The sequence below is a fragment of the Bacillus sp. V33-4 genome, from assembly GCF_002860225.1.
Classification (GTDB): Bacteria; Bacillota; Bacilli; order Bacillales; family Cytobacillaceae; genus Bacillus_BJ; species Bacillus_BJ canaveralius.
The window spans coordinates 1-20,951 of sequence record NZ_PGVC01000036.1; the positions used below are offsets into that span (position 1 = coordinate 1).

At 42.9% G+C, this 20,951-nt stretch carries 12 protein-coding genes and 1 riboswitch; of the genes, 9 read left to right on the top strand and 3 right to left on the bottom strand.

Going from position 1 to position 20,951, the window contains the following annotated elements; translation table 11 throughout:
• Positions 1-161 precede the first annotated feature (161 nt).
• Complete coding sequence (locus tag CVD23_RS13820; protein WP_101666344.1) at positions 162-1,832, bottom strand: glutamine--tRNA ligase/YqeY domain fusion protein; 1,671 nt, start codon at positions 1,830-1,832, stop codon at positions 162-164.
• A 705-nt stretch (positions 1,833-2,537) separates the two neighbouring features.
• Between CVD23_RS13820 and CVD23_RS13825 the strand changes: the two genes are divergently transcribed.
• From CVD23_RS13825 to CVD23_RS13855, 7 genes are all read left to right on the top strand, one after another.
• A complete protein-coding gene (locus CVD23_RS13825) occupies positions 2,538-3,509 on the top strand; it encodes an ABC transporter ATP-binding protein (protein WP_101666345.1) in 972 nt (323 codons plus the stop codon).
• Between the two features lie 15 nt (positions 3,510-3,524).
• Positions 3,525-4,532 carry an ABC transporter ATP-binding protein gene (locus tag CVD23_RS13830; RefSeq protein ID WP_101666346.1) on the top strand — a complete coding sequence of 336 codons (1,008 nt, stop codon included), beginning with the start codon at positions 3,525-3,527 and terminating at the stop codon, positions 4,530-4,532.
• 82 nt (positions 4,533-4,614) lie between these two features.
• Entirely contained in the window at positions 4,615-6,390 is a 1,776-nt protein-coding gene (locus CVD23_RS13835) for a peptide-binding protein (RefSeq protein ID WP_308314942.1), read from the top strand.
• A gap of 205 nt (positions 6,391-6,595) precedes the next feature.
• Positions 6,596-7,561: an ABC transporter permease gene (locus CVD23_RS13840; RefSeq protein WP_101575245.1), complete on the top strand. Its 966-nt coding sequence runs from the start codon at positions 6,596-6,598 to the stop codon at positions 7,559-7,561.
• Positions 7,562-7,571: 10 nt separating this feature from the next.
• Positions 7,572-8,495, top strand: a complete 924-nt coding sequence (opp4C, locus tag CVD23_RS13845; protein WP_101575246.1) for an oligopeptide ABC transporter permease — start codon at positions 7,572-7,574, stop codon at positions 8,493-8,495.
• A gap of 366 nt (positions 8,496-8,861) precedes the next feature.
• Positions 8,862-10,019, top strand: a complete 1,158-nt coding sequence (locus CVD23_RS13850; protein WP_245917237.1) for an MFS transporter — start codon at positions 8,862-8,864, stop codon at positions 10,017-10,019.
• Between the two features lie 396 nt (positions 10,020-10,415).
• A complete protein-coding gene (locus CVD23_RS13855) occupies positions 10,416-13,136 on the top strand; it encodes a GTP-binding protein (protein ID WP_257988478.1) in 2,721 nt (906 codons plus the stop codon).
• Between the two features lie 44 nt (positions 13,137-13,180).
• Here CVD23_RS13855 and CVD23_RS13860 read toward each other — a convergent pair whose 3' ends face one another.
• Positions 13,181-14,224, bottom strand: coding sequence for a ribonucleotide-diphosphate reductase subunit beta (locus CVD23_RS13860; protein ID WP_101666348.1), 1,044 nt, complete (start codon positions 14,222-14,224; stop codon positions 13,181-13,183).
• A gap of 18 nt (positions 14,225-14,242) precedes the next feature.
• Positions 14,243-16,507, bottom strand: a complete 2,265-nt coding sequence (locus CVD23_RS13865; RefSeq protein WP_101666349.1) for a ribonucleoside-diphosphate reductase subunit alpha — start codon at positions 16,505-16,507, stop codon at positions 14,243-14,245.
• Positions 16,508-16,636: 129 nt separating this feature from the next.
• Positions 16,637-16,822: riboswitch (cobalamin riboswitch) on the bottom strand.
• 595 nt (positions 16,823-17,417) lie between these two features.
• Here CVD23_RS13865 and CVD23_RS13870 point away from each other — a divergent pair.
• On the top strand, positions 17,418-19,730 hold the full coding sequence (locus CVD23_RS13870; protein ID WP_101666350.1) for a glycoside hydrolase family 65 protein: 2,313 nt from the start codon (positions 17,418-17,420) through the stop codon (positions 19,728-19,730).
• Complete coding sequence (gene pgmB / locus CVD23_RS13875; RefSeq protein WP_101666351.1) at positions 19,723-20,397, top strand: beta-phosphoglucomutase; 675 nt, start codon at positions 19,723-19,725, stop codon at positions 20,395-20,397. The genes CVD23_RS13870 and pgmB overlap by 8 nt, the downstream gene beginning before the upstream one ends.
• Positions 20,398-20,951: the final 554 nt, after the last annotated feature.

Sequence of the window (20,951 nt, forward strand, 5' to 3'; positions counted from 1 at the left end):
GGAACACCCTGAAACCCGAGGACAAGAAGACAATATCTAATTCCTGTTTTCTACTCTACAAAAGATATCAATCGATTCGTTTATGCATATCAAACCACCGTATAGCGAACAGTACGACGGTGTTGTGAGAGTTAGGAGAAATTGTCACCTTCACCCAGTGATCATAGTTTAAACGAACTTTTCAACGATACGATCAAGTTGAAAACTGCTTTTGCCTCTGTTGCAAGCTTTGGATCGACATTAAAGTACCCGTGCCTGAAAAATTGGAATTTATCATGCGGCTTGACATCTTTCATGTTTGGTTCGATAAAGCCCTGCACGATCTGCAAGGAATTATCGTTCACATAATCAAGGAACGTTTTCTCTTCCATGCTATCAACATCTTCATTTTCGTTTGTATCCGCATCGAGAATCAATGGCTCATACAGCCGGAACTCCGCGGGAATGGCTTGAGTTGCGTCAACCCAGTGCAGCGTTCCTTTCACTTTTCGGCCGGTAAAGCCTGTCCCGCTTTTTGTTTCGGGATCGTACGTGCAGCGCAGCTCAATCACTTCGCCGTTCTCGTCCTTGATAACTTCCTCACATTTGATGAAGTAGGCATGCTTTAAGCGTACTTCATTGCCGGGGAAAAGACGGAAATACTTTTTCGGAGGATTTTCCATGAAGTCATCCTGCTCGATATAGATTTCTCGTGAAAAAGGGATTTGGCGCATTCCCATGTCCGGATTCTCCGGATTGATTTCGGCATCAAGCATTTCGACCTGGCCCTCAGGATAATTGGTAATGACGACTTTTAAAGGCCGTAAAATTCCCATCGTTCTTGGCGCTTTCAGTTTTAAATCTTCTCTAATAAAATGTTCAAGCATCGCAGAATCAACTATTCCAAACCCTTTTGAAACACCTGTTGCTTGAATAAACTCGCGAATCGCTTCCGGGGTATAGCCTCTTCGTCTTAAGCCGGAGAGCGTCGGCATTCTTGGATCATCCCAGCCGTCGACAAATTCTTCCTCAACGAGCTGCTTTAGCTTTCGTTTGCTCATCACCGTGTTTGTCAGGTTTAGCCGGCCGAATTCAATTTGCTGTGGCTTGTTTTCCATTTCGCACTCTTCAACGACCCAATTATAAAGCGGGCGTTGATCCTCAAATTCGGTTGTACAAAGAGAATGCGTGACGCCTTCAATAGCATCCTCAAGCGGGTGGGCAAACCCGTACATCGGATAGATACACCATTTGTCACCAGTGTTGTGGTGTGTCGCATGGGAAACCCGGTATATGACGGGATCGCGCAAATTAACGTTCGGTGAAGACATATCAATTTTTGCGCGCAGCACCTTTTTACCGTTTTCAAACTCGCCGTTGCGCATTCTTTCGAATAAATCCAAGTTCTCTTCAATCGAACGATTTCGATAAGGACTCTCTTTTCCAGGCTCTGTTAATGTGCCGCGGTATTGACGGATTTCATCGGGCGTTAAGTCATCCACATATGCTTTTCCCTTGTTAATTAACAGGACAGCCCGGTTGTACATTTCTTCGAAATAGTCTGAGGCAAAGCGCAGTTCATCCCATTCATAGCCAAGCCATTTGACATCTTCCTTAATTGAGTCAACATATTCCTGGTCTTCTTTTAATGGGTTGGTGTCATCAAAACGCAAATTGGTTTTCCCGTTAAAATCATCGGCGAGGCCAAAATTAATGACGATCGACTTCGCGTGGCCAATGTGAAGGTAACCGTTCGGCTCCGGCGGAAAACGGGTGACAACTTTGTCGCGTTTCCCTGTTTCCAAATCCTCTTGAATAATGGTCCGAATAAAGTTTGACGAGTTTTGTTCCAAACAGTATCAGCCTTTCTTTTTATGTAAGTTATCTCTTATTTTAAAGGTATCCCTTATATATTTCCATAGAACTATATACTACTCATAAAAGAGCATAAATTCAAGCGTGTTGCAGACAATACGCAAGAAAATGGAGTTGTGATCGCCTGCTTTACGAACAATAGGGGTCAAGAATAAAGAGTTATCGCAAAAAATAATTTTAATATAGTTAAACTGTGTATTTCCGACGTGGAAAAATGAAAATGCTTTCTTTAAAAATGGATGGAAGACGATCCCTTTTACAACATAATTCGCTACTTTTAAAGGTTCGTGTATATGTAAAAAGTTCGGTTTTAGCTTTTGCTTAAAAATTTCCTAATAAAACAAATTAATAGAATGCTAACAAGATTAATATGTTGCGACAGCTTACATTATCACTTTAAAGCGTTTATGCTTTTACTTGTAAAAATCGTTTATAAAGTTTTGTTTTTACATTTAAATCCGAACATTACATAATCTTTTTCATGTAAATTGCACCAGTTTAATATGTCGAAATATAGGGTAATTAACTGTTTTTTTATGATCTTAGGAACATTATCTTATTTTTTAGTTTTCTTTATATTGAAAAAATTACTTCTTAACGGTATACTGACATTCATAAAGTAATAACTAAGTGATTAGTAGAACTTTAGATAAAGAGAATTGAAGTTGAGGTGACAGACATAAATGGCTCAAAATGCATTATTAAATGTTGAGGGGTTAAAGACATATTTTGATTTGGACAAAAAGTTGATAGCCAAGGCGGTCGACGGTGTTGACTTTTCAATAAATCCCGGCGAGACAGTAGCCCTCGTTGGAGAATCAGGCAGCGGAAAAAGTATTACATCGCTGTCGATCATGAAGCTGGTCAACAAACCAGGAAAAATCAAAGAAGGAAAAATCTTATTTGGCGGCAAAGACCTTGTCAGCCTGTCCGATAAAGAAATGTCAACAGTGCGCGGCAGTGAAATCGGGATGATTTTCCAGGAGCCGATGACTGCGTTAAACCCGGTATTTACAATTGGCAACCAAATTGTCGAAACATTGGTAAGACATAAAAAATTGACAAAAAAACAAGCGTATCAAAGAGGGGTAGAACTTTTAAGGATTGTTGGCTTTCCAAGAGCGGAAGAAACGATGAAGGAATATCCGCACCAGCTGTCCGGCGGAATGAGGCAGAGGGCGATGATCGCGATCGCAATTTCGTGTGATCCAAAATTATTAATTGCGGACGAGCCGACAACTGCACTTGATGTAACAATTCAAGCCCAGATTCTCGATCTTTTGGACGAGATGAAGAAGAAGTTTAATATGGCAGTCTTGTTGATTACGCATGACCTCGGTGTGGTCGCAGAATATGCAGACCGGGTGATGGTGATGTATGGCGGGCAAATCGTCGAAGAAACGACTGTTGAAAGGCTATTTGAGGAGCCAAAGCACCCTTATACAAGCGGATTGCTTGAAAGCTTGCCAGCCCTGGATAAAGACGTTGACAGACTGGGATCCATTAAAGGCACAGTTCCACCTGCATATAACTTTCCTGTTGGCTGCCGCTTTTCCGACCGCTGTCCGCATGTGATGGACAAATGCCGGCAGGCCAACCCGGACCTTTATGCAACAGAACCGGGCCACAACGTGCGTTGCTATCTATATGAATAGAAGGGGGCTTTATACGTGTCAGTTACAGAAAAAGAGATAAAAACAGAGACAAAGCATGACTTGATCATGCAGGCTAAAAACATCAAGAAGTACTTCCCGATCAAGGGGGGGATTATAAGACAAACAGTCGGCCACGTAAAAGCGGTTGATGATGTGTCGCTTGATATTCGAAGAGGCGAAACGCTTGGAGTTGTAGGTGAATCGGGTTCGGGAAAGTCGACTCTTGGCCGGGTGCTTCTGCGTTTGCTCGATCCGACCGAAGGGCAAATCATTTTTAATAATGATGATATAACCACATTGGGGAACCGGAAGATGCGCCCTTACCGCCGGGATATGCAAATGATTTTCCAGGATCCATTTGCTTCACTAAATCCGAAAATGAGTGTCGGTGAGCTGATTGAGGAACCTTTGCTCGTTCAAACAAACAAAAGCAAAAGCGAGCGTAAAGAAATAGCAAGCAGCTTGCTTGAAAAAGTAGGGCTTCGCCCCGATGCAAGGCATAAATACCCCCATGAGTTTTCTGGAGGCCAGCGCCAGCGGATCAGTATTGCCAGGGCACTTACCCTTAATCCAAAGTTCATCATTGGTGATGAACCGGTTTCAGCACTTGACGTGTCGATTCAAGCCCAGGTTCTTAACTTAATGGCCGATCTTCAGGATGAGTTTGATCTAACATATTTGTTTATTGCCCATGATTTGAGTGTCGTTAAACATATCAGTGACCGGGTAGCGGTTATGTATCTGGGACGTATTGCTGAAATATCTCCCAAGAAAGATCTTTATGAAACTCCGCTTCATCCTTATACTCAGGCATTGCTATCGTCTGTACCGACTATCGACGTCCGCAAGCGCAGGGAGAAAATTATTTTGAAAGGGGATTTGCCAAGTCCGTCAAATCCTCCATCAGGCTGTACATTTCGGACTCGTTGTCCACATGCCCACGAACGCTGTGCAGTTGATCGTCCGGAATTAATTAATGTTGGCAACGATCATTTGGTTGCGTGCCATTTGTACGACAAATAATCCAAATCAACTGTTCTGTAAGGAGGTGGTGCTGAACGGAGAGATTGATGTTCCACCATGTAAAACCGAAAATTTAAAAGGGGTGAATATTTTGAAAGAGAAGAAACGTTGGTTACAAATGCTTGTGTTCGTTCTAGTATTAGGATTGCTTGCTGCGTGTAATGGCGGTGGAGACAAGCCTGCTTCAGACGATGGTAAAGGTGAGGAAGCAAGCGGTGAGCCGCAAAAAGGCGGTACGTTAACCGGTGCAATGGATACTCCGCCAGAGGGAGTATTTAACCCTATTTACTATACATCAGCTTATGAAGCAAATATTCTTGATTTCACACATGAAGGATTACTTACCCAGAATAAAGATTTAGAGTTTATTGAGAATCTTGCTGAGTCTTGGGAGTTTAATGATGATCAGACTGAAGTAACGTTTAAATTGCGAGAAAATGCAAAATGGCATGATGGTGAGCCATTCACTGCCGATGATGTGGTATTTACTTATAAAACCCTATCCACCCCTGGATATGCTGAAGCAGGCGGTGTACGCCAAGACTTTGCGGTCCGTTTGCTAGGCTATGAAGAATTCTCTACTGGCGCGTCCACTGAATTCCCGGGTGTTGTCGCAGTTGATGATCACACTGTTACATTCAAGTTTGCCGCACCGAACGTAACAGCCCTTAAAGATGCATCTTTCGATATTATTCCTGAACACATTTTTAAAGATGTTCCTATAGCTGACATTCCTAAACATGAAGGAACATTGGAGGCTGGCAAAGTTATTGGTACTGGTCCGTTCAAATTCACTGAAATGGTGGATGGGGAGCAATACGTTCTTGAACGAAATGAAGATTACTGGCAGGGTGCACCATACCTTGATAAAATTGTATGGCGTATTGTAGACCAGGCTGTCATTCTTGGAATGCTGGAAAATGGCGAAGTTGACTTTGTTGCTGAGCCAAATGGATTCCAGGCTGCCGACTATGAAACTGTAGATGCAATGGAAAACCTTGAAATCATTGAACAGCCTGACTTTGGATACCAGATCATGGGCTTTATGGTGAACCACCGTACACCTGAAGATGCTGCATCCGGTGCAATCAAACCTGAAAATTGGGTGCCAAACGAAAAGCTTTCCAACAAAAATGTACGTCAGGCAATCGCCTATGCAGTTAACCGTCAAGGCTTAATTGATGGATTGCTCTACGGCCAAGGCAATGTTATCAATGCACCAATTGCTACACAATTCCCGGCTTATGATGACGAAAAACCAAACCAATATAAATTTGATCCTAAAAAAGCAAAAGAAATGTTGGACAAAGAAGGATATGTTGATACGAACAATGACGGTTTCCGTGAAGATCCACAAGGAAATGAATGGGTATTAACAATGAACTATCCAACAGGAAACAAGCTTCGTGAACGTTCTGCACCAATCATTCAAGAAATGCTTCAAGATGTAGGCATCAAAGTTGATCTTCGCCAGCCAATGGAATTCCCTGTTTATGCAGAAGCGCTAGAAAAAGATAATCAGGATTGGGATATTTACCTGTTAGGCTGGAGTTTGGACAGTGGTGATCCAGACCCTAGTGGATTATGGTCTACAGACGCAGGTTATAACTATGGCCGATGGAACAATCCAGAGGCAGATCAGCTGTTACTAGATGCAATGAAAGCACCGGAAGCATTTGATGCTGAATACCGCAACAAGGTATATAGCGACTGGCAAGTAAAGTTCCAGGACGATCTGCCTGCATTAATACTTTATGCGCAAAACAGCTTGTGGGCACATAATAAGCGTCTGCAGGGTGTCGATGAATTGCCGTATAGCATGATTAATAAGCCACACTTGTGGTGGGTAACTGAATAAGAGGAAAAAGACTGACGGGAAAGAGCGTGTGGATAACGCCGCACGCTCTTTTCTTGTCAAGAAATAAAAAGTATTGCTCAAGCGCACGACTTTCCGGTAATTAAAAAGATGATCGGCTGGATGTTTGTCCTTCAAAAGAGAGTCTAATCCTTACCTGGATGGATCAAATAGTGCGCTTGTGCTGTTTAGAATGGAGGAGGAAACGTTGTACAAGTATATCATCCGACGCTTTCTTATTTTTATACCAATGCTCTTCGTCCTCACCATTGCCGTTTATGGATTAATTCAAGCCGCACCGGGAGATCCGATCGCCGGTAGACTTCTAGATCCGAATATCGATCCTGCGGCGATTGAGAAGCAAAGGGAGGCCCTTGGACTAAATGATCCCGTACATGTTCAATATTGGAACTGGGTGAAGAATGCTGCTAAAGGGGATTTTGGAGAATCGATTGCTTACAAAGGGCGTTCAGTATCTGATTTAATCAACGGCCGAATCGTCAACACACTGTATTTAGGAACATTTGCGTTGGCTCTTACGCTAATTGTCGGGATTCCGATTGGTATTTATTCTGCTCGTAAGCCATATTCATTGCTTGATTATGGCGCAACTGCATTTGGTTTTTTTGGACTAGCGGTTCCAAGCTTCTTTTTCGGCTTAGTCATCATCTACTTTTTCTCAATTCAGCTTGGCTGGTTTCCATCGCAAGGCTCAGTTTCATCTCCTGGACTTACAGGCATGGAACTGTTTGTGGACAGGCTTCACCATCTAGTCCTTCCGGGTATTACCCTTGGTTTAGCAGGAACAGCTTCATATATGCGCTATATGCGTTCAGAAGTACTTGATGTGCTTAGCAGCGATTATATTAGGACAGCTAAAGCAAAAGGAATGACAGACCGATCTGTTTTGTACAAGCATACACTCCGCAATGCTATGATTCCTATCATTACTTTATTGGGTTTTGAAATTGGTACATTGCTCAGTGGCGCCATTATTACAGAAGGGGTATTCCAATTTCCCGGTATTGGTACACTGTTTATCACATCGATCGGAAATCGTGATTATCCGGTTATCATGGCCCTTAACTTAATGTTCGGTTTCTTTATTTTATTAGGCAATTTATTGGCTGACATATTTTATAGCATTGTCGATCCAAGAATTCGCTACGACTGAGGTGAATAATATGCAACTTAATCCGCAAGATACGGTGAATACAAATCCGGAAATCCAACCGCAAGGCAAGTCGGAATATGGAAAAACGCCTTTCCAGCTTGCGCTCGCTCGTTTTATGAAAAATAAATTAGCAGTCGCCGGCGTAATCATCCTTACTTTGATTATAATTATGGTGATTCTTGCACCGTTTTTTACGGACCAGAGTCCGACTAAATCCAACTTAATGATGATTGAACGTCCGCCAAGTGCCGACCACCCACTTGGAAATGACAGCTCAGGAAGGGACAATCTTTCTCGCTTTTTATACGGCGGACGAATTTCTCTAATTGTGGGCTTTAGTGCGATGTTATTTACACTCGTAATTGGTGTAACACTAGGCTCAATCGCAGGTTATTATGGCGGAAAAATTGATGCGATCATCATGCGTGCTGCTGACATGATGCTGGTTCTTCCATTCCTTGTTATCGTATTAACGGTTGTTGCCGTTTTAGAAAAGGTAACGATCGGGCTATTTGTGACGATTATTGCGCTAACCACATGGCCCAACCTGACGAGGATTATCAGGGGAACCTATTTGTCGCTGCGAGAACAAGAGTTTATTCTCGGCGTAAAGGCAATCGGTGCCAGCGATGCCCGAATCATCTTTAAGCATTTCATCCCGAATGCGATCGGGCCAATTGTTGTAAATGCTTCATTGATGATGGCAACGATGATTATCGTTGAATCTGCACTCAGCTTTATTGGCTTTGGAATTCCACAGCCTACGCCAACATGGGGCAATATGATTTCCGAGGCGCAAAGCTTGCGTATTTTACGAAACAGCCCGGAAGCATGGATACCACCGGGACTTGCCATTTTAACAACTGTCCTTTGTATTAACTTTATCGGAGACGGTCTCCGTGATGCATTTGACCCAAAAAGTAATAGACGTTAACACCTAGACCTGCTGATGAGAAACTATCAGCAGGTTCTATTTATGTGGAGCTGTACATAAGAGGGAAAACAAACTGGCATAACATTCCGGCTTTAGATTGTGTTATCAACAAACGGAATTGGGGAAAAGTAACGTAAGGTTAAAGAACCGAAGCTAAACCGGTTCTTGTTTATATTTTAGGATCCATTTTTAAATACCTTTTTTTCACTAGGTGTGTTAATATTTAGCGGGACGAAATATAATCCTTTTAGAAGGATTAATTGTACATGGATCTTCATGATAGAAGGTTCCTTTTTCATAACAAAGGGAGGGAGATCCTTGGATCAACATAACTTAAAAGAAACGCTCTGGACTAAGTCCTTCATTATGTTAATGGCCGGTAATTTGTTTGTGTTTATGTCATTTCAAATGCTGATTCCCACTTTGCCGCCATACATTAAATCGATCGGTGCGTCGGGGCTGCAAATCGGTCTTGTCACAGCACTTTTTTCAATAGGTGCGGTCTTCAGCCGCCCGTTTATCGGGTATTTGCTCGAGTATAAGGCAAGGAAGCCGCTAGTGATAGTTGGGGCACTAGCACTTATGCTTATTACGGTGCTTTATCCGATTTCTCAAGTTGTCGTTATCTTTCTGTTGCTGCGGTTCATTCATGGACTTGCCTGGGGCTGGTCGACTACCGTAAATGGAACAGCGGCTGTTGATATTGTCCCAAACTCACGTTTAGGTGAAGGCATGGGATATTATGGCCTGTCGGTCACGATTGGAATGATTATCGCACCAAGCCTCGGTATCTATTTGTTTCAAGTCACCACTTTTGATAATTTAATTTATATTTCAGTGGCATTAGGAGTCATTGCCATTCTGCTTCTGGCCATTGCTCGCTACCGGACGCCGGAAGTTGTTGAAAAAACAGGCAAAGAGGAACTGAAATTTTCCTACTTTGGTTCGCTGATTGAAAAAACAAGCTTGTATCCTGCATTTGTAACGGTCATGATCACCTTTGGTTATGGATCGGTTGTGACATTTATCGTGATCTTTGGGGAAGAGCGCGGAATTGATCAAATCTTTCTATTTTATTTGTTCAATGCGATTATGGCATCTTTATCGAGACCATTTGCCGGTAAATGGTTTGATCGGAGGGGGCCGTTTGGACTTGTGCTGTTCTGTACGTCATTAACGTTTATCGGAATGTGGGTTCTTTCTTTCGCCCATTCGAATCTCTTCATCATCATCGCGGGAACCTTGTTTGGAGCCGGGTTTGGTTCTTTAATTCCAACGCTGCAATCATGGACATTGTCAATGACACCGCCGCACCGGCGCGGAGTGGCAAACGGAATGTTTTTTTCGGCAATGGACCTTGGGATTGGCCTGGGCGGAGTCGTGTTTGGCATACTGGCCCAATATGTTGAAACGGCTGCACTTTTCCAGATTTCCAGTTTTTTTCTCGTTATTGCCATCGTCTTTACTCTTATAGAAGCACGTAGAGGATTGATGCGCAGTCGGCGCACTGCATCTTCGCAATAACAAATAAAAAGCGATTAAGAGCGGATCTTCTCTCTAATCGCTTTTTATATTGTCAATAATGTAACAAACCGCCATCATTTTGTATTAAAAATGAAAGCTAAATGAAACTTTTTGCAATAATAACTCTGATAGAATAATAAGGATAAAGACTTATAGCATATTTACCTCTCTCTTGTCATATAGCAATTATTATACTATGGACTTGGAGGAACTTTGAGTCCGATGTCTAGTCGTCCAGCTCCAGTGCCTAGCCCTTCGAGTCGCTTCGGTCCTGCCAATGAAGTCAAAGAACGACTTCACCGTCAGGCCCTCCAGCGCTTGTCAGGGCTGTTCAAGGCACTTACGCTTTTGTTCAAGTAAGATGACTTGTAAATACGATCAGCGGAGGAACGAATTGTGGAAAAGCAATTAATCAAAAAAGAATTTTACCAAACATTTACCGATGAAAATGATGCCAGCCAGCCATCGCGTGTACTGGGTGAGCTTTACGTAAAAGAACAGCAGAAGGATGTTCCTGATTTGTCCTATATCCGTTTTGCCCAGGGGGAAGTGTACTACGCGAACTATGATTTTGAAGCTGCCATTTTTAAATGGGAAAATATCGACAATGAACTAGAGCCATGGGCAAAAAAAAATATGGCTGATGCTTATTTTGCGCTTGAAATATTATCAACAGCCGAGAGCATCTATAAATCAGTTCAAACTGATAACACCATTTTAAAAACAGAAGTTTCCCTGCAGTTATTTACCCTCTACGTACAGCAGGGCAAATTGGATAGTGCCACAAAAGTGATAAAAGAAGCGGTTGTTCTCAATCCCGATTATCCGAATATTACTGAAATCGCAAGAACTTTCTTTGAAGAGCACGGAGATGCGAGAAATGCGATTGAATTGGCAGTAAATGAGGCAATCAGGACGCAATCACTACATTGGTTTGATCTTTTAAATACCTATATTCAAGATGGTTTAACAAAAAAGATTCAACCGGACTATTTTATGGATGTTTTGATGGCACTGTACCATTCAGATAAAAAGCGTCTTGAGAAAATAGTTGTTTCATTATGGAACAGCTACAAAGGCGAGGATACCTATTTCTCCTGGATTCGCGACATGGACCGCTTTTTAGCTGAGATTGAAGTTGACCAGTCTGTCTCCTGGACAGAGCTTTCCACCCTTTATCAACAATCTTTCCTCGATTTAATGAGTGGAAAATACCTGTTAAAAAAACTGTCGGGGATTGTTCCCAATCATCTAAGCAATTGGCTGAAAATTTCCGATAACAGCCATGGTTTATACTCAGCGTCTGCCGTACTGGCATGGAGCGAGCTATTTCCTTCGACGATAAAGGTTTCAGCGGCTGAAGAGGCAGAAAACGTTATTGCAGCGTTCAGGACGCGAGGTAATGGCCATGAAGAAAGCCTGCGTCTTTTTGATACAATCACAGCATGGTCGGAACAGAATGAAGTCGAGATAGGAAATCGTATTAAATGGTTGGCGGGCGAGCTGGCTGATCTCAACACGCATCATCTCCTGATTGCCGGAAGTCCGGGAAATGGGAAGTCAGCTTTCATAAATGCGATCCTCGGTGAGAATATTTTAGAAAATGATGTTCAGGCAGCTGTTCTTTTTAAAGGTGATGAAGACAATGAAATCACTGAAATTGATGATTCCGAAATCAGGCATATACCCGAGTTAGCGGCTGCTTCTGCGGAAGGAACTGTTGTCGATTTTAAGATTTCGAGCCGCTTCTTAACTGAAAACGGGCTGTCATTGTTTAATATCCCTAACTTTAGAGGAACGCGCAGTGAAAGAAACGAGGCAGTTCAGTATCTGCATTTGGCAGACAGCCTCTTGTTTGTGCTTGATGCGGGTTCCCCTTTTACAGAGAGGGAACGTGATCTGCTTTTAAAAATTGCCGGGGAAGCACCAAATCTTCCGGTCCACTTTTTATTAAATAATATTGATTCGATTGCAGATGAACAGGAAGCGATCAAATTGGTAGATGATACTTGGACAAGAATTCATGGATATTTCCCGGAAGCAAAGCTGTTTGCTTTTTCGTCTAATTATGAAAGCACACAGCAATTAAGCGACCTTGCAGAATTTATTCAGGCAAATGCTAGTAACGTAAACACGGTGGAAAGGCGGAATTCCAATTTGTTGTTCTTGATACGGGAAACGATTACGATGCTTCTGAAAAGCAGGGTCGAAATGGAAAATGGTTTGATCGAATCGATCAAATGGAATGAGGAAATGGCGAACAAGTTAAACGGTGCGATCAATCAGCTTAGTGATGTCGAAAAAGAAAAGATTAATATTATTCAAAAATCTTACCGCGGTAGAAAACAGAAGATAAAAAATGAACTTGAAGATCAAATTCCAAAGCTTCTCCAGGGCTGTTCAGATATCATTGAAGAGGATAGTGACTTTGGCAGCCTCCATGTTAAACTGAATGATGAGATGAATAGGAGAATTCGGGAGTATCTCTCTGAAACGATGTTGCCGAAATTCAATCAGGAGCTTGAGGAATGGATTGAGTTTTCAAAGAACGAGTTTGGCGAAAGCCAGGCGTTTTTAGCCGATATGAGTGATGGCTTCAATTCGATGTTTGAAGAAGAGCGGATCAAGCTTGAGTGTGATTTCAAAGTGCTTGATGATTGGCGCCGTGATGCGGACCGGATGACGAGTGGAGTGCCTGTCGATACAGTAAATATTTTGCTTCGATTCACACCTTCCCAGTTTCTATTAAAGAGTGCGGGAAAATTGTTCGGTGCCATCCAGCAAAACAAGGTAATGCTCTATAATAAATACACACAGTTCGTAGAAAACGAAGATTATGAAGAAGCAAAAACGTTAATTATCAATAATTTTATGCAGCCATTTGAAATGTTTGAACGGACGCTTCAGCGCGATGTTACAATATTCTTCCGAAACCCGTTCCGTGTTTTGAAGCAGACCGTCGAGGAGACGCAAAGCGAAATCGTGGAAAAGCAGGCTGCACTGGACCAGATCAGAACGAATCCAGAATTGTACCGCGATCCATTAAGGATGTTCGAGGTAAGGCTGCGACAGCTAGAGTGGATGGAAATGGCGGGGAAACAGCTAAGCCATCGTTAAAAACAGAACCGCCCGGGAATGATCACGGGCGGTTCTGTTTAATTTTAAAGATCATCAAAGCCATTCGCATCTGAAGTCTTCGTATACTGGCGCGAACGCTGTTCGAAAAAATCTGTTTTGCCGAGATCAACTTCCTGATAGGCGATAATCCAGCGCATCGGATTTTTTATTGGTGCATTGGGAAAAACGAGTCGTCCATGGCCGAGTTGATTGCAGCGTTTGTTCGCCATATATTGAATGTATTGTTCAAGATCACTCATCGTAATGCCATCGATTTTATCACCAATCACTTGTCTTCCCCACTCGATTTCCAATTCTGCGGCTCTTTGAAATGTTTCGATCGCAAAATTGTCGAGATCTTCTGTTCGGTGCTGCGGATTTTCATTGAGTACTTCTTTATATATTTTTTCAAATAATCCGACATGGATTTGTTCATCACGATTGATATAGTTAATCATCGTCGAAGTAGCAACCATCTTCTGGTTACGGGCAAGGTTATAAAAAAAGGCGAAACCGGAATAAAAGAATAATCCTTCAAGGATCACATCATATATAATCGATTTCAGGAAATTCTCAACTGTCGGCTCTTGTGTAAAATTGCGATAGCCGTCCGTGATAAAATCATTTCGCTTTTGCAAGGTTGGTTCGGTTCTCCAAAATTCAAACACTTCATCCTGCTTTTTCTTTGGTACAATACTGGACAAGACGTATGAATAGGAATGGTTATGGATCACTTCCTGCTGGGCGAGCATGATCATTAACGCGTTTAGAGAAGAATCCGTTAAATAATCGGCGGCTTTGCTCGCGTAGTCGGATTGAATGCTGTCCAACAATGCCAACAAACCAATGATTTTTAAAAAAGCTTCCTTTTCAATGTCATTAAGAGCTTGAAACTGTTTAATATCTTTGCTCATATTAATCTCAAAGGGCGTCCAGAAATTCGCAAGCATTACCTTATATTTCGGATAAGCCCATGGGAAGCGGACGTCATCCCAGTTCAGAATATTTGAGCTTTGTCCATTGACGATCCCTGTTGAGCGATTGGGCGCTTCCCGATCAACGAGAGCCCTTTGCTTGATTGATTCCATATCCTTAACACTCCTTCATTAGCTATGGCAGCTTTCACATTCTTCGATAACAGCGCTTGAGGTCGAGCGCACATAATAGGTCGTTTTCAGTCCTTGTTCCCATGCAAGCATGTGCAGCTCAAGCAGTTCTTTTGCTTTAATGTCGTTGCGCACATATATGTTGAACGATATTGACTGGTCGATGTGCCACTGGCGCTTCGCGTTTTGCAGGATGCTCCATTTTTGGTCGATCAAATATACAGATTTGTAGTACCAATTAGTGTGTGGATTTAGATCTGGCGCTGTCACGGGAATCTTGTAATCTTTCTTTTCTTCTGAATACTCCTTGCGAAAAATCGGGTCAATTCCCGATGTTGAACCGGCAATGATTGCCGTTGATGAATTCGGCGCAACTGCCAGCAAATAACCGTTGCGAATACCATATTTATTGATCTCTGCTCTTAGTTCCTGCCACCTGGCTGAATGATAACCCCGCTTTTCAAAATATGCTCCGGTTTCCCAGCTTGACCCCGGGAACAAAGGATAAGCCGCCTTTTCCCTCGCAATTTCAATACTGGCTTTAATCGTCAAATAAGCGATTTCCTCATAAAGTTCATCACAATATTGGACAGCTTTATCTGTCTCCCAGGCAATTCCTTTCAATGCAAGCAAGTGATGCCAGCCAAAGGTGCCGAGCCCAATTCCCCTGTATTTTTTATTCGTCAGGTTTGCCTGCAGAACTGGAATGTCATTTAAATCAATCACGTTATCGAGCATTCTTACCTGAATGGCAATAAGCCTTTCCAAAACGCCTTCCTGAACCGCTTTCGCTAGTGAAATCGACGACAGGTTGCAGACGACAAAATCGCCAGGTTCCTTAACGGTAATGATTTTTCCATCCTCCGTTTTTTCTTCAGTTACCGTGGTCGGGCTCTGGTTTTGCGTGATTTCTGTGCATAGATTGCTGCAGTAAATCATGCCTTGATGATAGTTGCTGTTAGCCCGGTTCACTGTGTCCCGATAAAACATGTATGGAGTCCCTGTTTCAAGCTGCGAAATCATGATGGCTTTAAAAACCTCGATAGCGGGAACGGTGTGTCTTGTCAAATCCTGGTGGTTGACGCATTCGAAATATTTTTTTCTAAATGTGCCGCTGCCAGGTTCTTCATCAAAATAATCTTCAAGTGAGTAACCCATTACGGTCCGAACCTCATGTGGATCGAATAGATGCCAATCCCCGCGTTCGCGGACGAGCTCCATAAACAAGTCGGGTATACAGACGCCTGTGAATAAATCGTGGGTGCGCAGCCGTTCGTCACCATTGTTCAAGCGAGATTCAAGGAAAGAAAAAATATCCTTGTGCCAAACATCAAGGTAGACGGCAATTGCTCCCTGTCTCTGCCCAAGCTGGTCAACACTTACGGCTGTGTTGTTTAATTGTTTCATCCACGGAATCGTCCCCGAGGAAACGCCCTTGAAGCCTTTTATGTCGCTGCCGCGCGCTCTGATTTTACCTAAATAGACGCCGATGCCGCCGCCGTTTTTCGATAGATTGGCAATATCGGTGTTGGAATCATAAATCCCGCGCAGACTGTCCTCAACGGTATCAATAAAGCAGCTCGATAGCTGTCCGTAGCTTTTGCCGGCATTTGCAAGGGTCGGTGTCGCCACAGTCATCAGCAGATTGGACATCGCCCAGTATGCTTCCTTGATCAAGTCAAATCGTTTTTCTTTTGGTTCATTCATCATCAGCGTCATCGCAATGATTAAGAAACGTTCCTGGGGGAGTTCGTGAATTTCACCTGCATGGGATTTAGCCAAGTATCTTTCAGACAGGGTAACGAGGCCGATATATGTAAATAAAAGATCCTGTTCAGCATTGATAAGACCGCCTAAAGTCTTAATTTCCTGCTCTGTATAAGCTTGCATTAGTTTGCTGCTGTAAATTCCAAGCTTTGTGAGCTTTAGAATCAGGTCGTAAAAGCTTCCGTATTTTTCGCTTGAACGATAGCCCCTCGAGATAGACGCTTTTTCGTAAAGCCTTTCTAAATATATTCTTGCCGCAACATACGTCCAGTCCGGTTCACCAGCAGAAATTCGTTCTAATGCCGCCAAAATCATGTCATTGGCAAGTTTGTCCTTATGAATGTTTTGTTTTGATGACAGCAATGTTGAGATTTTTTCAGCAAATTCAGCTGCATGGAGACCCGGGTATGGCGCAGTTATTTGCTGGATAAACTGATGCACCTCCTGCAAATTTCCCGAGTCTAAATCAGAATAAGCTGTTGGCAGTTGTAAAGTCATGATTATATTTCTCCCTTCTAGTCAATAAAAAAAACCGCCCATCGGTAAAGATGAGCGGATAGAACGAAGAAGAATTCAGGTTATCGAAATGACCTTTTCCTCGCTCTATCCTCTCAACTCCCGAAGAAGATAGTACGTATAAAAAAGGCAGGTCTCCTGGCTCATGCTTCGCTTTACTTTAAGTTCCTTCCCATGAGAGCTCTCACAGTGGATACACTTATTTCATCAGCATTTACAGTTGCGGGGACAGCTCCGGACTCACACCGGATTCCCTATTATGTCGAAGCTTTCGACACCCTTTTCACTGGAAAACACAAAATATTGAACTGTTAGCGTTATAAATCACTATATATAGTGATGTAAATCACATTATAAATTGAAAAGACAAAATTCGCAAATGAATTTTCTCAATTTTTTTAAAAAATTATAAAACAGCTGTCTAAACCTACATAGAAAAAGCGATCCAGCAACTCCTGGACCGCTTTTTAGATTCAACTTGAATTTCCACATAAAAATTTATTTAAATGATATCATTTGCCGCGGTGATATTCCACTTGATGGTTTTTAACCTAAACGACGAAAGCCCTACCTCTCTAACGTCCTTACGGCTCCGAAGCCGATCCAGTGTGAATAAGTATTGCTATAAAACAAAAGTAGAACGCCTATTTTTTCATACATATCATTTCTTCAATCATTAATTCAAGAAGGGCGAATTTCTATATTATACATTATATTATCTTAATATGCAATAGTTTTTGAAAAAAACCTCTGCGAATAATGAGTCAACGTTTATAAATGGGAACTACGCAATTTTTTTCGCGCAAAAACCATGGTTGATCCGACCAGTGGAATGAAATCGTGCTATAATTAGTGCAAACGTTTGCTCAACTTGAAAAAGGGAGATAGAGCCATGAAAAGATTATTCGAAATTAATAGCTGGAAAATCATCGAAACGGAGTTGCACAAAGAAAACTTTCGTTTAGCTGAAAGCGTCATGAGTCTTGGAAACGGCCATATGGGCATGAGAGGGAACTTTGAGGAATCTTTTTCCGGTGATCACCATCAAGGCTCTTATATTGCCGGTGTTTGGTTTCCTGATAAAACCCGTGTCGGCTGGTGGAAAAACGGCTATCCTGAATATTTTGGCAAAGTGATCAACTCCACGAACTTTATTGGCATTCGCCTGTTTCTTGATGGGGAAGAGGTTGACCTCAATCAAGCGGAAATAAAAGAATATTACCGCGAGCTGGATATGCAGCATGGTGTTTTGACAAGGACATTCACGGTTGTCGATAATGGAAAAGAGACGCTGGTTGAAACGGTGAGATTTTTATCTGTTGCAGAACCGGAACTGGCTGTTATTCGCTACTCTGTAACCGCTCTCAACTATGAAGGGAGTATGAAGCTTATCCCTTACCTGGACGGTGATGTTCGCAATGAAGACGCCAATTATGATGAGGACTTTTGGATAGAGATAAGTAAGGATGTGCAAGATTTCCAGGGCCATCTCGTTATGAAAACAAAAGACAATCCTTTTGGAACTCCAACATTCCAGGTTGCAGTCGCCATGAAGCTGGCAGTCCAGGGGGAAATGACAAAACTGGTTGCCAATATGGACACGGAATACGTGGATAATGTGATCGAGGCAAGAGCTGCACAAGGAAAAACGATCCATGTTTATAAGTATGTAGCGGTTACTACTGATAGAGACCATGAAGCTGCAAACTTAGTTCACAAAGGTCAAATGATTTTGGAACACTCTTATCAAAAGGGGTTTGACGGATTGCTTGAAGAGCATCGGCAGGAATGGTTAAAGAGATGGAGCCGGGCAGATGTTGAAATTTCCGGTGATGACGAGGCCCAGCAAGGAATCCGTTTTAATTTGTTCCAGCTATTTTCAACCTATTACGGAGAGGATTCCCGTTTAAATATTGGTCCAAAAGGTTTCACTGGTGAAAAATACGGCGGGGCAACTTATTGGGATACTGAAGCTTATGCTATTCCGCTTTATTTGTCCACGGCAGACGCCAGTGTCGCTCGTAATCTCTGTATCTATCGCCATAACCAGCTTGATGGTGCCTATCGCAATGCCCGGAAGCAGGGCATTAAAGGCGCTTTGTATCCGATGGTGACCTTCAATGGCATTGAATGCCATAACGAATGGGAGATCACATTTGAAGAAATACATCGCAACGGTGCGATTGCTTACGCCATTTACAATTATGTTAATTATACAGGTGACCGCGAATATCTTCAGGAATTCGGAGTGGACGTCCTGATTGGTATCGCACGCTTTTGGGCCGATCGGGTTCATTTTAATAAAAAGAAACAGCTTTATATGATTCATGGTGTTACCGGACCAAACGAATACGAGAATAACATAAACAATAACTGGTATACGAACCGGATTGCGATGTGGATGCTTAGCTACGCTCTTGAAGTGATCGATTTTTTACGGAAAAATAGCCATCTGGCAAAGCTGCAGGAGTTGAACATTAGCGAGACAGAAATGCTCGAATGGCAGCACATCGCAGCGAACATGTACCTTCCGTATGATGAAGAGCTTGATGTGTTTGTGCAGCATGATACTTTTTTAGATAAGGACTTAATGACCGTAGATCAGCTAGAGCCTAGCGATAGGCCGATTAATCAGAACTGGTCCTGGGACAAAATTCTGCGCAGCTGCTTTATTAAACAGGCGGATGTTCTGCAAGGGCTTTATTTTCTTAACCATGAGTTTTCGAATGAAGAGAAACGGCGCAATTTCGAATTTTACGAGCCGATGACCGTCCATGAATCCTCCTTATCTCCAAGTATCCATGCTGTGTTGGCGGCTGAACTTGGAATGGAGAAAAAAGCTTACGAAATGTACAATCGTACCGCCCGCCTTGATCTCGATAATTATAATAACGATACGGAAGACGGCCTTCATATTACAAGCATGACGGGCTCGTGGCTGGCGATTGTTCAAGGCTTTGCCGGGATGAGGACGGCGAATGAAACATTGTCATTTGCCCCATTCATTCCGAACGAGTGGGACCGCTACAGCTTTAACATTATCTATCGAAGCCATGAAATCAAAGTAGAAGTAACAAAAGACGAAGTGATTATTTCACAGCGGGGCTCAGAGCTGCGGCTGTCGCTCTATAGCGAACCGAAAACAATTTTCGCCAATGGGAAGCTTAATGTACCGCTTAACGGCAAAGGAGGTCGCCATGAATAAATCGCTTGAAGCTGTTATTTTCGATCTTGATGGAGTCATTACCGATACCGCAGAGTACCATTACTTGGCCTGGAAAGCGCTCGCCGATCAGCTTGGAATTCCGTTCTCGCGCCAGTTCAACGAAGAATTGAAAGGGATTTCCCGCATGGATTCGCTTGAAAAAATTCTTACTCACGGCGGGAAACAAGCCCGATTTTCAAGCGAGGAAAAAGATCAACTGGCTGCTAAAAAAAACGAGCATTATTTAAAGTTGATTAACAGGATTACACCTGCGGATTTGTTGCCGGGGATCTGGCAATTTGTTGCCGATATCAACGCGGCAGGCGTAAAGCTCGGAATTGCGTCAGCCAGCAAAAATGCGATGACCGTCCTTGAAGCTCTCGGTATCAGGGAACAATTTGATATCATTGTCGATTCAAGAACAATACGTAACGGAAAACCCGATCCGGAAATCTTTATAACTGCTGCAAAACTGCTGGAAGCCGAACCATCCGCCTGTATTGGAATTGAAGATGCAACAGCAGGCGTGGAAGCAATAAAAGCGGCGGGAATGTTTGCCGTTGCGATCGGTCCTAAGGAACAGTTTAAGAAAGCTGATCTTGTCTATAATGACACTTCTGAACTATCATTTACAGAAGTGGCGAAAAGATATCGATTGAAAGAATAGCGCACGAAACCACCTGGAGCTAATATTCCAGGTGGTTGTTTTATATGGTTGACTCGTTTCGCTTTATTGGCCTTTGCCCAGTCCGAACGGGACCCGTGTTCAGACAGGCTATTGCTTTTTTGTCCATGCCCAGTCCGAATGAGACCCGTGTTCAGACAGGCTTACGCTTTTTTGGCCGTGCTCTGTCCGAATGAGACCCGCGTTCAGACAGGCTTACGCTTTTTTGGCCGTGCTCTGTCCGAATGAGACCCGCGTTCAGACAGGCTTTTGCTTTTTTGTCCTCGCCAAGTCCGAATGAGACCCGTGTTCAGACAGGCTATTGCTTTTTTGTCCTCGCCAAGTCCGAATGAGACCCGTGTTCAGACAGGCTATTGCTTTATTGTCCATGCTCAGTCCGAACGAGACCCGTGTTCAGACAGGCTATTGCTTTATTGTCCTCGCCAAGTCCGAACGAGACCCGTGTTCAGACAGGCTTTTGCTTTTTTGGCCGTGCTCTGTCCGAACGAAACCCGTGTTCAGACAGGCTATTGCTTTATTGTCCTCGCCAAGTCCGA